Source organism: Acinetobacter sp. AR2-3, from assembly GCF_001878775.1.
Taxonomy (GTDB): Bacteria; Pseudomonadota; Gammaproteobacteria; order Pseudomonadales; family Moraxellaceae; genus Acinetobacter; species Acinetobacter lwoffii_D.
In genome coordinates this window covers 49845-63999 of record NZ_MJIQ01000032.1, presented here as the reverse complement: position 1 = coordinate 63999, position 14155 = coordinate 49845, and the positions used below count along the sequence as shown (strand labels likewise).

The 14155-nt window shown below is 41.9% G+C and carries 13 protein-coding genes and 1 tRNA gene; 6 read left to right on the top strand and 8 right to left on the bottom strand.

Annotation, left to right across the window (positions count from 1 at the left end; translation table 11 throughout):
• Positions 1 to 491 precede the first annotated feature (491 nt).
• From BFN00_RS04525 to sdhC, 4 genes are read right to left on the bottom strand one after another with little or no spacing between them, the layout of a single operon-like run.
• Positions 492 to 1202: a succinate dehydrogenase iron-sulfur subunit gene (locus BFN00_RS04525; protein WP_004279433.1), complete on the bottom strand. Its 711-nt coding sequence runs from the start codon at positions 1200 to 1202 to the stop codon at positions 492 to 494.
• 14 nt (positions 1203 to 1216) lie between these two features.
• Complete coding sequence (locus BFN00_RS04520; protein WP_004646289.1) at positions 1217 to 3115, bottom strand: FAD-binding protein; 1899 nt, start codon at positions 3113 to 3115, stop codon at positions 1217 to 1219.
• Positions 3116 to 3127: 12 nt separating this feature from the next.
• Entirely contained in the window at positions 3128 to 3493 is a 366-nt protein-coding gene (gene sdhD / locus BFN00_RS04515; RefSeq protein WP_004279431.1) for a succinate dehydrogenase, hydrophobic membrane anchor protein, read from the bottom strand.
• Entirely contained in the window at positions 3493 to 3891 is a 399-nt protein-coding gene (gene sdhC / locus BFN00_RS04510) for a succinate dehydrogenase, cytochrome b556 subunit (protein ID WP_004279430.1), read from the bottom strand. The genes sdhD and sdhC overlap by 1 nt, the downstream gene beginning before the upstream one ends.
• Before the next feature lie 1006 nt (positions 3892 to 4897).
• Here sdhC and gltA point away from each other — a divergent pair.
• The 3 genes from gltA (at position 4898) to BFN00_RS04495 (ending at position 8831) form a co-directional block, all read left to right on the top strand.
• Positions 4898 to 6172: a citrate synthase gene (gene gltA, locus BFN00_RS04505; RefSeq protein ID WP_004279429.1), complete on the top strand. Its 1275-nt coding sequence runs from the start codon at positions 4898 to 4900 to the stop codon at positions 6170 to 6172.
• A 156-nt stretch (positions 6173 to 6328) separates the two neighbouring features.
• Entirely contained in the window at positions 6329 to 6832 is a 504-nt protein-coding gene (locus tag BFN00_RS04500; protein ID WP_071850587.1) for a hypothetical protein, read from the top strand.
• 373 nt (positions 6833 to 7205) lie between these two features.
• On the top strand, positions 7206 to 8831 hold the full coding sequence (locus BFN00_RS04495) for an NAD+ synthase (protein ID WP_071850586.1): 1626 nt from the start codon (positions 7206 to 7208) through the stop codon (positions 8829 to 8831).
• A 216-nt stretch (positions 8832 to 9047) separates the two neighbouring features.
• Here the strand turns inward: BFN00_RS04495 and BFN00_RS04490 are convergent.
• Positions 9048 to 9124 (bottom strand) — tRNA-Met (locus tag BFN00_RS04490).
• A gap of 175 nt (positions 9125 to 9299) precedes the next feature.
• Here BFN00_RS04490 and BFN00_RS04485 point away from each other — a divergent pair.
• Together BFN00_RS04485 and BFN00_RS04480 are read left to right on the top strand one after the other, a co-directional pair.
• Positions 9300 to 9704 (top strand): hypothetical protein, encoded by a 405-nt coding sequence (locus BFN00_RS04485; protein WP_071850585.1) that lies wholly within the window; start codon positions 9300 to 9302, stop codon positions 9702 to 9704.
• A 240-nt stretch (positions 9705 to 9944) separates the two neighbouring features.
• Positions 9945 to 10385 (top strand): universal stress protein, encoded by a 441-nt coding sequence (locus tag BFN00_RS04480; protein ID WP_004279425.1) that lies wholly within the window; start codon positions 9945 to 9947, stop codon positions 10383 to 10385.
• A gap of 43 nt (positions 10386 to 10428) precedes the next feature.
• Here BFN00_RS04480 and BFN00_RS04475 read toward each other — a convergent pair whose 3' ends face one another.
• Together BFN00_RS04475 and BFN00_RS04470 are read right to left on the bottom strand one after the other, a co-directional pair.
• On the bottom strand, positions 10429 to 10770 hold the full coding sequence (locus BFN00_RS04475; RefSeq protein WP_004730272.1) for an MGMT family protein: 342 nt from the start codon (positions 10768 to 10770) through the stop codon (positions 10429 to 10431).
• A 159-nt stretch (positions 10771 to 10929) separates the two neighbouring features.
• Positions 10930 to 12429 (bottom strand): cation:proton antiporter, encoded by a 1500-nt coding sequence (locus BFN00_RS04470; protein WP_071850584.1) that lies wholly within the window; start codon positions 12427 to 12429, stop codon positions 10930 to 10932.
• 216 nt (positions 12430 to 12645) lie between these two features.
• Here BFN00_RS04470 and BFN00_RS04465 point away from each other — a divergent pair, with 216 nt between their 5' ends.
• A complete protein-coding gene (locus BFN00_RS04465) occupies positions 12646 to 13200 on the top strand; it encodes a hypothetical protein (protein ID WP_071850583.1) in 555 nt (184 codons plus the stop codon).
• Positions 13201 to 13237: 37 nt separating this feature from the next.
• Here the strand turns inward: BFN00_RS04465 and ypfJ are convergent, their stop codons facing one another.
• Positions 13238 to 14143 carry a KPN_02809 family neutral zinc metallopeptidase gene (gene ypfJ, locus BFN00_RS04460; protein WP_004279421.1) on the bottom strand — a complete coding sequence of 302 codons (906 nt, stop codon included), beginning with the start codon at positions 14141 to 14143 and terminating at the stop codon, positions 13238 to 13240.
• Between the last annotated feature and the right edge of the window lie 12 nt (positions 14144 to 14155).

Below are 14155 nucleotides of genomic sequence, written 5' to 3'. Positions count from 1 at the left end.
CTGGCGTGGCATTTTTTAAACATAGTCATGGGCTAAATGCTAACATAATCTCAACTTTTCAATTGATTTTTTTGACACATACCTTCCATAAATTGGCTAAATACAGTTCAGATATTTTACTCTAATATATGGTGCTTTATCTCAAAAATAGATTCAATGTAGACTTAAGTCCTAAGCATTTCCGATAAATAAAAAGAGAGCAAACCTTTCAATCCACTCCCTCCTTAAATTTCCGTTACATAATAACATCGTTCTTGCTATTTTTCAGGTCAGTTTTACATCTAAAAATCATAAATACCCAAAATAATCACATGTTCTTCTTATATGGCGCTCAAAGCCCTTACCCTTTTCCTGACTGTTTCACTCAACTTTATACATTTTAAGTATAGTATCTTTATTTTTATCTTATGATTTTTTAATTTTTCCAATAGTTTGCATAAAAAAAGCACACCTGAAGGTGTGCTTTTTTCTAAACTGCGAAGAGCAGCCTATTAGCCTGCCATATCTAAAAGCATATTACGGATGTGACCGATTGCTTTTGTTGGGTTCAAGCCTTTAGGACATACAGATACACAGTTCATGATGCCTTTACAACGGAACAATGAGAACGGGTCGTCTAGACGAGCCAAACGCTCTTGTGTTCCAGTGTCACGCGAGTCAATGATGAAGCGGTAAGCGTTCAACAATGCTGAAGGACCCAAGAACTTGTCCGGGTTCCACCAGAATGACGGGCATGAAGTTGAACAGCATGCACATAGAATACATTCATATAGACCATCAAGATGCTCACGCTCTTCAGGAGACTGTAAACGTTCCTTAGGAGGTGCAGGCTGGTTGTTGATCAAGAATGGATGGATCTTGTTGTACTGATCATAGAACTGGTTCATGTCAACCACCAAGTCTTTCACTACAGGAAGACCAGGCAATGGACGAACAGTAATTTCATTTGGTAAATCGTTCAGGTTCCAAAGACACGCCAAACCGTTTTTACCATTGATGTTCACGCCATCAGAACCACAAATACCTTCACGACATGAACGACGGAACGTTAAAGTTTCGTCCTGTACTTTTAATGCGAGAAGTGCGTCAAGCAACATACGGTGCTTGTCAGTCAGTTCCAGCTTAAAAGTTTGCATGTACGGTGCTTTATCCTTGTCAGGATCGTAGCGGTAGATATGAAATGTACGAGTACCTCTACTCATCTGAATTCTCCTGATTAGAATGTACGTGGTTTAGGTGGAATCGCGTCAACCGACAATGGACGGTAACGAACTGGCTTATACTCTAGACGGTTGTCTGCAGAGAACCATAAAGTGTGCTTCATCCACTCATCATCACGACGACCATATGGGTATTCAGCATGGTCTGGAGACTCTTCAAAGTCTACAACCGTATGTGCACCACGGCATTCTTTACGAGCAGCAGCTGAAATAAGCGTTGCTTTCGCAACTTCATACAAGTTTTCAACTTCAAGTGCTTCAATACGTGCAGTGTTAAATACTTTAGATTTGTCTTTCAAGTGAATGTTGCGTACGCGCGGTTCAATTGCAAGAATCTGCTTCACACCTTCGTCCAGAAGCGCAGATGTACGGAATACACCAGCGTGATCTTGAACGATGTCACGGATTGCATCAGCAACGTCTTGAGCATTCTCACCTGTAGTTGATTCGTCAAGTTTACGAATACGTTCAACAGTTTCTTGAAGCACAGTTGTTGGAAGCGGCTCATATTCACCATCGTGCTGTTTAGTAACATATTCAATGATATGTTGACCAGCAGCCTTACCAAATACAACCAAGTCAAGCAATGAGTTCGTACCTAGACGGTTCGCACCGTGTACAGATACACATGAACATTCACCGATTGCATAGAAGCCTTTTACTGGCTTAGCAAAATCACGACCTTCGGCATTGGTAGAGTAAACGTCAGTGTCTTTGTTGTAGTTAGCAACAAGCGCTTCAGTTTCACGAGACTCAGGAACAACCACCTGACCATGAATATTCGTTGGAATACCACCCATTTGGTAATGGATTGTTGGTACTACAGGAATTGGCTCTTTAGTGATGTCAACGTTCGCGAATTTCTTGCCAATCTCGAATACAGATGGAAGACGTTTCATGATCGTATCCGCACCTAGGTGCGTCATATCAAGCAGGATGTAATCGCCTTTAGGACCACAACCACGACCTTCTTTGATCTCTTGATCCATAGAACGTGATACGAAGTCACGTGGCGCCAAGTCTTTCAAAGTTGGTGCATAACGTTCCATGAACGGTTCGCCGTCTTTGTTACGAAGGATTGCACCTTCACCACGACAACCTTCAGTCAACAATACGCCTGCGCCCGCAACACCCGTTGGGTGGAATTGCCAGAATTCCATATCTTGTAATGGAATACCTGCACGAGCAGCCATACCAAGACCGTCACCAGTGTTGATATAAGCATTTGTAGATGCACGGTACACACGACCAGCACCACCAGTAGCGAACAAAGTCGCTTTTGCTTGGAATACTGCAATTTTACCAGTTTCCTGATCAATTGCTGTAACACCAAGAACGTCGCCTTTTTCGTTACGGATCAGGTCAAGCGCAATCCATTCAACGAAGAATTGAGTGCCCATTTTCACGTTGCTTTGATAAAGCGTGTGAAGAAGTGCGTGACCGGTACGATCGGCAGCAGCGCATGCACGTGGCACAGCTTTTTCACCGTAGTTTGCTGAGTGACCACCGAATGGACGCTGGTAAATTGTACCGTCAGCATTACGGTCAAATGGCATACCTAGATGTTCAAGTTCATAAACCACTTGAGGCGCTTCACGAGTCATGAACTCGATTGCGTCTTGGTCACCTAACCAGTCCGAACCTTTAACTGTGTCGTAGAAGTGGTAGTGCCAGTTATCTTCTTGCATGTTACCAAGAGATGCACCAATACCACCCTGCGCTGCAACAGTGTGCGAACGAGTTGGGAATACTTTAGTCAGAACCGCAACTTTCAAACCAGCTTGAGCAAGTTGGTAAGACGCACGCATACCTGAACCACCACCACCAACGATGACAGCATCGAAAGTTTCATGCGGAATATTTGTGTAATCTTCTTTAGGGTTTATAGCGCCCATGATTGTTTCCTATCAATTCGCCCAAAAAATCTGGATCGCCCAGATTGCATATGCAAGTACAGCAATGATCACTGCTGAAGTCAGTACAAGGCGTAAACCTGAAGCTGAAGGACCCATTTGACGAGTAGTCACATAATCCGTGAATACCTGCCACATGCCGATCCATGCGTGTGCAACAAGAGATAAGACCGCCAATAAAGACATGATCTTCATTGGAACTGTCATCATAAAGCCGTACCACTGTTCAAAGTTGAAACCACCATTCAGTAGAATCCAACCCAGTACAACAACGGTATAAACAGCTAGAACTACAGCACTGACACGTTGGAGAAACCAATCGCGAGAACCTGAACCTGTTAAACCAGTAGCGCTTTTCATTAGAGTACGATCCATACAAATGCTGCAACAATACCGATTGCAGACAAGATTAATGCGATAGTAGATGCAACACGGCCACTTTCTAGTTCTTCAGCAACGCCAATGTCAGCAAGTAAATGCTTAACACCCGCAATAAAGTGAAAAATCATGCCGGCGACAAATACCCATACAATGAAGCGAACAATGAAACCGTTAAAGATTTCTTGAACTTGCGCAAAACCTTCAGGCGAAGACAATGACTTGTCTAAAATCCATAGAAGGACCGGTACGAGTAAGAATACGATAACACCTGAAAGACGGTGTAGAATTGATGCAATAGCCACGGGTGATTTTAAGTTTACTTCTAAAACTTGACCCATGGACAAATTGACAGGTCTGTTGCTTTTCACAGCGGGCATCCTGTAAGTAAAAACTCCATCCGGAGTTTGTTGGAATTAATTCGAAGGAAAGCTGGCATTCTCAGGCAAATACATGCCTAAAATCAAAACGACACTGAATTATAAAACGTGAACTATTAAAATACAAACGGCTGAATTTGGCTTTTTGGATAAAAAACCATTAAATAAGAATCATTAACAACAATAAGTCAGACTTTATATATTATTCTACCCTTTCAATTCCTATCTATATGATTGTTTTTAAATAATTAAGATGATTAATTTACTCGGTTTTCAGCCTACAGGATCATGTTTGAGTTTTAGACTAAAGATGCACAGTTCCATAACAAATATTATTTAAATCTCTTTTTAATTCAGATTTAAATCAAGCGCCTATATTTAACAGACCACTTGCCCCAATTCAGCAGCAGCACAGTGATTCAGATAACCTGATGTTAAATAGCGACTTAGTGCATCAGATGATGGGTTTTTCAATCAATTTGAAGCATTTAGATTCAAAAAATCATTCATTTATTTTTATCCTGCCTAGCTTTGCTGCAAAGTTGGCCATTTATTAAGCTATTTTTTAATCAATTAAACCGGATTTAAAATTCAATTAATTGCTTTTATTTATAATTCCACCTGTGAAATTCAGCTTGGTAAAAACGATGTAAGTTATGAGATTTATATAGTTTTAAGCATATTCACCTTAATCTCTCACTACTTTCGCTCGCATTTCTTGCTACGAAAAAACGCTTACAAATGCCCCAGGCAGTCTATTTTTTTCTGCACCTCTGCATCAATTTGACTTATTATAGAGGTTTGATGCTGTGATTTTACTGAACTTTTTATACTGAGCGAATATGACTAAACCGCTGTGCGGCCGCCATTTTTTCATCCATAAGTATAATTGACAAAATTTCAGTACTCACTAATCTTATAGCAAATTTTTGATCCGTCCGTTTTGTGCATTAAAAGATTGATAGACAAAGCGGATATACATTCACCAGGACAGGAGATCTATTGAATGTCTGAAGCAACTGGCAAGAAAGCCGTTTTACAGCTTGATGGCAAAGAAATTGAACTACCAATTTACAGCGGCACATTGGGCCCAGATGTAATCGACGTTAAAGATGTGTTGGCTGCAGGTCACTTTACTTTTGATCCTGGTTTTATGGCGACAGCTGCGTGCGAGTCTAAAATCACGTTCATCGATGGTAACAAAGGTGTACTTTTACACCGCGGCTACCCAATCGATCAATTGGCGACTAAAGCTGATTACCTGGAAACTTGCTATTTATTGTTAAATGGCGAACTTCCAACTGCTGAGCAAAAAGAAGAATTTGACGCTAAAGTACGTAACCATACGATGGTTCACGATCAAGTTAGCCGTTTCTACAATGGTTTCCGTCGTGATGCGCATCCTATGGCGATCATGGTAGGTGTGGTTGGTGCGTTGTCTGCGTTCTATCACAACAACCTTGACATCGAAGATGTGAACCACCGTGAAATCACTGCGATTCGTTTAATCGCGAAGATTCCTACGCTGGCGGCTTGGAGCTACAAGTACACCATCGGCCAACCATTCGTTTACCCACGTAACGACCTTGGTTATGCAGAAAACTTCCTGCACATGATGTTTGCTACTCCTGCAGACCGTGATTACAAAGTTGATCCGATTCTTGCAAAAGCAATGGACCGTATCTTCACGCTTCATGCTGACCACGAACAAAATGCGTCTACGTCTACCGTACGTTTAGCTGGTTCTACTGGTGCTAACCCGTATGCATGTATCGCTGCTGGTATCTCTGCACTTTGGGGCCCTGCTCACGGCGGCGCGAACGAAGCTGTTCTTAAGATGCTTGACGAAATCGGCACTGTAGAAAACGTTGCTGGCTTCATGGAAAAAGTGAAAACTAAAGAAGTTAAACTGATGGGCTTCGGTCACCGAGTTTACAAAAACTTCGATCCACGTGCGAAAGTAATGAAAGAAACTTGTGACGAAGTTCTTGGTGCACTTGGCATCAATGATCCACAGCTTGCATTGGCTATGGAACTTGAACGTATCGCACTTTCTGACGAATACTTCATCAAGCGTAACCTTTACCCGAACGTAGACTTCTACTCGGGTATCATCCTTAAAGCGATTGGTATCCCGACTGAAATGTTTACTGTGATCTTCGCGCTTGCACGTACTGTTGGCTGGATCAGCCACTGGTTAGAAATGCACAGCGGTCCTTACAAGATCGGTCGTCCTCGTCAGCTTTACACTGGCGAAGTTCAACGCGATATCGTTCGTTAATTCGAACCGCGTCGAAAGACTTAAAAAAACCACCCGCCTGGGTGGTTTTTTTAGTGCTGACAAAAGCCTACAAAAAATTGACCTGAAACGTTTTAAAATTAGCATATCAAAATCATATTCACGGATTAAGTCACCTAAAAACAGGACGTATATTGAATGCTGTTGTATTTTCTGCCCTTTATTTTGAGACTGGTTCGTTTTGAACAGTTTAAGTGCCGCAGTTTAACGTCTGGTGAAATCAAAATTTCCCAACGAGTATTTGGCAACCTGATCGATTATTCCCGCGTTAAAATCATGAATCACCCCTACCTGCCCTGGCAATCCAAACATGTCATTATGGCGCCCAGTGGCTACATCCATGTACGCAATTTAAATTATCGGGAAGATTATTCGCGCGAGAGTTTATCTTATCAGGCACTATTTATTCATGAGATGGCGCATATTTATCAGCACCAATGTCAGATCAATGTGCTTTTAAAAGGGGCATTTTTACAAAGTGCTTATTTTCTCAGCTTGGGAAAATATAATCCGTACAAATATCAATTTAATCCCAACAAATCATTTTCAACCTACAATATTGAACAACAAGGCGATATTGCCCGGGATATTTTTCTAAAAAAAATTCCGAATATTATTTTAAATCCAAAAATAAACAGATGATATTTAATCAGTTTAATTCCAAACAATATAGCTAAAGCATATTTTAAAAGCCCAAATTTCCACTTCAGTCTTTAAATCTACATAAGCCTAGATGCATAAAAAATCAGCATATTTTCTAATTTTATATAATAACTTTTTTCACTCAATGCCTGTTCTGCTAAATCAACTCTAGCTTATCGATAAAATTTCGATAAAATAGGCCGGTATGATTATTTTGCATCGCAGATTAAGATTCAATGATCATGCGATAAAAAGTTTTTTTATTTAAGCCATTTGGCATTTTATGAATATCGAAGTGCACTCAACTGAATAATTAGAATTATAAAAATCAGTAATTTAGTGTATCAACCTATAGGAATAGGATTTACTTGGAATGAAAAGTTTTAAAATTGCGATTGCTCAATTCTCTCCACATGTGGGCAATCTGGATGCAAATACGCAAAAAATGATTGATCTGGCCAATCAGGCTAAAAAAGATAAAGCAGATCTGATTATCTTTCCTGAACTTTCAACATTGGGCTATCCTGCAGAAGACTTATTAATTCGCCCAAGTCTGGTGAAACGCACCAAAGCGGCTTTTGAAAAACTAACTGAAGTAAAAGATATTGTCATGGTCTTTGGTCTTGTTAATCAAACTGAAGATGGTCAGCGTTATAACTCGGCTGCTGTCATGAAAGATGGCGAAGTACTGGGTGTTTATAACAAACAAGTGTTGCCAAACTATGGTGTATTTGATGAAAAGCGTTATTTTGGCGAAGGTCATCAGCATCTGGTATTTGAGTATCTTGGACATAAATTTGGCGTACTGATCTGTGAAGATGTCTGGTCTTTGGCCACTGTTCAGCAACTGGCAAAATTGAATATCGACACGGCTTTGGTGCTGAATGCATCGCCATATGAAGTGGGTAAACCACAACATCGTATTGAAACCATGGCGGCCTTGGTCAAACAGCTAAATATCAATCTGGTGTACTGCAACCAGGTCGGTGGCCAAGATGACCTGATCTTTGACGGTACCAGCTTTGTGCTCAACAAATCTGGCGAGGTGGCTTTACAGGCACCCACTTTCCAGGAAAATCTGGCAATTGCAGAATTTAATGCTGAACAACTGCAATTCAGCAAAGGTGCAATTGCACCTGCTTTAGACACCATGGCTGAGATTTATCAAAGCCTGGTCATGGCCACACGTGATTATGTACAGCGTTCTGGCTTCCCAGGTGTGATTCTGGGCCTGTCTGGCGGGATTGACTCTGCCCTGACCCTGGCGATTGCTGTAGATGCGCTTGGTGCAGATAAAGTTCAAGCCGTGATGATGCCTTATACCTATACCGCACAAATCAGTGTGGAAGATGCAGCGGCTCAAGCCAAAAATATGGGCGTGACTTTCGGTATTGCCGAAATCAATCCAGTGGTAAGCGGCTTTATGCAGGTGCTATTCCCGTTCTTTGGCAACGCTCCAGTCGATGCTACCGAGGAAAACCTGCAAGCACGTTCACGGGGCACCTTATTGATGGCCCTATCTAACAAATTCGGTAATCTGGTGCTGGCAACCGGTAATAAGTCTGAACTAGCTGTCGGTTATTGCACCCTGTATGGCGATATGGTCGGTGGTTATGCAGTTCTGAAAGATGTGTATAAAACTATTGTGTTTGAACTGGCGAAATATCGTAACAGCATTTCAGAAACTCCAGTGATTCCGGAACGTGTGATTACCCGCCCACCTTCAGCAGAACTGCGTCCAGATCAGGTCGATCAAGACTCTTTACCTGCCTATGACATTCTAGATGCGATCTTGTACTCTTATATTGAAGAAGATATGAGTCAAGACGATATCATTGCCAAAGGCTTTGATGCTGAAGTCGTGAAAAAAGTGATTCGTCTGGTTGATATCAATGAGTACAAGCGCCGCCAAGGTGCCATTGGACCACGTATCAGTTCACGTTCTTATGGTCGTGAGCGTCGTTATCCAATCGTCAATGGATGGAAAGCAGGTAGCTAAATTCTGCTCTCAATGATGTAAATCAGAATCGTCCAAGTGAATGCTTGGGCGATTTTTTTATGCGACAGTAAAATGAAGATCAGACTCAACATTAAGGAAAAATGATGTTTTGAGAAATCTGAAAAAATTAGTGGATGCTTCAAATATTTTTTATAGTTTGCAGTACTTTTTAAAAGACAAAAAAAGAGACCAAGCTGAGAGCTTGGTCTTTTAAAATGGTGGCTATGACGAGACTTGAACTTGTGACCCCCGCATTATGAGTGCGGTGCTCTAACCAACTGAGCTACATAGCCGTAAACTGTGTGCGCATTATCGTAATTTCAGCTTCTATCGTCAAGCATTTTAAAAAACAAATGTTCAGTCTTTATGCAAATACAGAATAAACTTTTAAATTTTAAACAAAAAAGCTTTTTTTAGTATGTAATTCACGCATTCATAGCACTCTTTAATTCTTCGACGATTCACCAAATGTATAAAATCAAAATATTTATTTTACTCATTGGCCTTTCAAGCCTGAGTGCCTGCCAGATCATCTCGCCTATTTTCGTAGATTATAATGGCGTCAGACGTGATGTGGCACAGTGGATTAATCAGCAGCAACTGATGAGCATGCAGCAAAAACGGTCCTTGGCACAACTCAGCAGAGCACAGCAGAAAATCGGGCGCTATCCGGAATATGATCAGAGCCAACGACTGGCGGTAACCCGGGAAAATCAGATTGCATTACATTGTGCGCGTTTACATGTGACAGAACATAAAATCCGGCAGCTACAGCAAAAAATTTATGCAGGTGAAACTCAAACAATTTTAAATCGCTATGAACAGCTGTCACCGCAAATAAAATTAGACCCGACCTCTATTCGATGTGATTAATCACTGTCTTAGGCTATCACATTAATTACATATAAATTATTAACTTAGGCTAAATAAATCACCCAATTAAATAGCTCTAAACAGGTGCTTCATTTTTTAATCTATTAGACATTATACCTATGTATTTACTTGGTTTTATTTTTATACAATACAGGCTATGATCAAAGTATAAACAACTATTCGTACCCGGTTTAACGCGTCATAATTTTATAACTCTAAATTCCCCTCAGGAGAATTCTAATGCCTTTTGAACATATTTTAGTACCTGTTGACGGTTCAGAAACATCGTATGCTGCAGTGGATAAAGCTGTAGAAATTGCCAAAGCATTTAACAGTAAAGTCACAGTGGTTCAAGTGCTGGCACTGGACCCTTATATCGCTGCGGAATATATCTCTGCGGCACAAACCAATGACCTGATTGAACGTGCCCGTACTTCCATCCTGAAAACGCTGGATGAAGCCAAAGCAAAATTCTCTGGTGCCGGTGTTGAAGTGGATACACAGCTCCTTGAGGGTCAGGTAATTTATAGCGAGATTGTCAAAGCAGCTAAAGATTTAAATTCTGACCTGATCGTGATTGGTTCCCATGGTCGCACGGGCTTCAAAAAGCTGTTCCTTGGCAGCGTAGCGCAAAGCATTCTCGGCCAAGCGGATATCCCAGTAATGGTGATTCGCAACTAAGTTATGTTTAAAATCCCCACTTTTCACCAAGTGGGGATTTTTTTTATATCTTGACCAGACCATCCCATTGATAGCGTTTTAAATCCAAGCGATCACCTTTAAGAAAAATTCCTTCCTGCATGAGTTTTTGCTGCTGGATATTCTGGCCATGTTCGTCCAGTTGCTTCACACTGATTTTCGCCTGGGCATTGATCACCCGATACCAAGGAATATCAGTGTCCGAATCTAGATGACTTAATACCCGTCCGACCAATCGCGCATGTTTGGGTAAACCTGCCAGTCTAGCAATCTGTCCGTAGGTGGCGACTTTGGCATACGGAATCTGATTGACCACAGCCAAAATCATTTCTGCCATTTCCTGACTGGCTGAACTTGTCTGGGTCATTTTCATCTCATTAATAGCTTATTTAAATCAAAAATCACAATCCACCCCCAGTAAAAAAGCTATAGGAGAGTGATTAAGCCTGATGAAATACGCTGATTCAAGCTCTCATCTCACTATAAAAACCAATCTAACAGTCTCTTGATCTTCTAAGTTTTATCTTTAGAAATTATCCGGATTTTCCAGTCTTTTTACTTCCTGAACTTTATCTGGATGATGCACCGTGGCAACGCCATCTGCATCTTTCTGATCAATCAGAATTTCTGGCTGAAAGATAGTAATAGTCTCATTTCCTTTGGCATCTTCTCCAACAATATAGCGAAAACCCTTACGATTCATTTTATGACACATGCGTTGATACCAGCCTTTAAAGCCCTGCGTCTCTTCATTGGGATTATAATAAAACGCATTCATCACCGCAGGCAGGCCCAAGCCACATACCACACCGGACAATAGCACTACAATAAAGGTATAGCCCACCAGAATACTGCTATAGGCTTCCAGCTGAGGAACATTGGCGACCGCCAGAATTAAGGCCAAAGAAATCCCGCCCCGTACTCCGCCCCAAGACAGGATGGTCAAACTGCCGTTATAGCTTTTCTTGCTGACTTTTGGGAACATGGCAAAGGCCAGATAGTTGGCTGCAAAACGGGCCAGATGTAGAATCACAAAAGCCACCATTCCGCCCAGAACCAGACTGGTACTCAAGTCCAGAATAAACAATTCTAGACCAATCAGGGTAAACAGGAATGAATTGATAATTCCCTCAACCGTATGCCAGAAATGATTAACGTCACCAATTTCAGCATCTGCCAGGATTTCTTTCCATTTATTGCCAACAATCAAACCACCAATCACACAGGCAATTGGCGCGGAAGCATGTGCCAGCAAAGCCACCAGATAGGAACCACAAGCCAGCAAGGCCGTGGTCAAAATCAGAGATTCCATTTCATGCTTACCGCGCAAAATCCGCAAGATCGCAAAACCGAATCCGAGACCAATCAGCACCGCCACGACAATTTCATAAAGCAAGGTTTGCAGCACTGCCAGTACCGTAAAGTTTTCACCTTGCAGAACATTGAGCAAGGTCATAAATAAGGCAATACACATTGCATCATTAAACAGTGATTCGCCTTCAAGCTTGACAATCAAATGATGCGGTGCGCGAACCGAACTCAATACGCCTTTGATGCCGATCGGATCTGTGGCGCCCAAGGCCGCCCCTAGCAAGAGCAAAACCAGCAGGTCAACATGTTTACCAATCAGGAACTGATAACCATACAACACCACACCAAAGAACACTGCACAGAACACCAAAGCCAGACCAGCCAAAATACTGATCGGCCGCCAGTGGTTACGCAAATCTGAGACCTTAAACTTCAGCGCAGATGAAGTCAGGATAAAACAGATCACACCATTGATCAGAAAATCATAGAAATCGACGTGACGAACAGCCTGCTCGATATTGTCAATATTGATGCTAAAGAATGGATTACCATGCAGTAAACTGGCGCCCCACTGCAAAATGAAAACAAAGATTGCAGAGACAATAGGGACACCGATCGCTTGCGGAAAGCCTAAAACGCGCTTATTAAACATGGTCGTGGCAATAGACAGAGCAAAGACCACCGTGAGTAGCTGAAGAAAAAAGAAATTTCCCATTCGGTTTCCTAAAATCGGGCGATATGGAGCACTATGCGCCGAGAGGCGTTGTTAAAATAGAGATTTAAATAGCAAGGTATTCTGGCAAAACAAGTTTAGTCCGCTTTTTTATCGAATTGAGTTAAGTTTCTTTTCAGTATTTTCGAATGATGATTTAACATACAGATCAGCACTCGGCTTTTGCTTTCCCATCATTCTATTTTGAATTTTTCTCCCATGCATCAAACTGTCAAAACCATTTTTCGTCTCTGTTTTGCCAGCGTGATTTTTCTGATCACGTTGTCCTTATGTTTTACCTGCTTTGCTAAAATTCAGGAAATTCTGCAAGCAGAACAGCATTATCAGCAAGCCACCAGCATTCCCTTAAAAAGTACAGCCGGCGAACAGTATGTATTGGTGTCCAATAACCAGCGACCAGACAATGCAATTTTTATTCTGATTGCAGGAAATGGTTATGTGGCCAAAATCAACTGTGAACATTACAGCGCTTTATGTAGCGATGAAGACAATCAATCGCATACCCGTCAAATCCAGACTGTTGACTTAATCAAAGCGGGAAATCTGTTCTATATTGAAAAAATCCAGTTCAGAGATAGCCGAACCGGCAAAGCAACTGCTTTAGAATATAACAAACAAGAAATTCAGCAGTTTTATCAAAATGACATGAGCAACCTCAAATATACAGTCTTTGCAATTGCACTGTTTGCTTTGGCTGCATTATTTGTCAGTATCAAGATATTAAGAAACTTCCGGCGTTTTCTGCATAAATAAAAAAAGGAGCATCTGCTCCTTTTTTTATCGAAGTCATTTAAATATTTTGATTAAAGGTATCACAATTCGCAACTTGACCGGATTTCAAGCCGGTGTTAAACCATTGTACCCGCTGCGCGCTGCTGCCATGGGTAAAGCTGTCCGGCACCACCTGCCCGCGAGCACGTTTCTGTAAATAATCATCGCCAATTTTATGGGCGGCATCCATCGCTTCCTGCACATCACCCTGTTCCAGAAATTGGGTACGTTCATGATTATGGTAAGCCCAAACGCCGGCCAGACAGTCTGCCTGCAATTCCTGACGCACTGAAAGCTGATTACTTTGCACTTCGCTTGCCTGTTGACGTGCTTGCTGTACTTGAGAAGAAATACCTAAAATCGTCTGGATATGATGCCCCACTTCATGGGCCACGACATAGGCCAGCGCAAAATCCCCCGCCTGATCATTGCGGGAAAGTTCGGTGGCATTCTGTTCTCCGGTAATGCCCATTTGGGTACGCATATCTTTAAAGAATGCAGTATCGATATACACTTTTTGGTCTGTCGGGCAGTAGAAAGGCCCCATCGCCGCCTGAGCAGTACCACAACCAGAATTCACGATGCCGTTAAACAACACCAATTTCGGTGGGACATACTGCTGATTTAACTGCTGCTGAAACACCTGATTCCAGGTATCTTCAGTATCTGCCAATACAGTTCCAACAAAATCAATCGACTCCTGCTGTTCTGGCGTGGGATTTTCCAGGCCACGTGTTTCTGCCGCACCCGATACCCCCTGAGTGACCTGCTTGGTGGTTTGATAAGCCTGTTGTGGATCGACACCGAAAAACTTCCAGGCCACAAAGGCCACAATCAATCCAACAATACTGATTCCGCCAGCTTTGGCACCACCACCACGACGGTCTTCTACATTGCTACTGACACGACGACCTTTCCAACGCATAGTCTTTTCCTT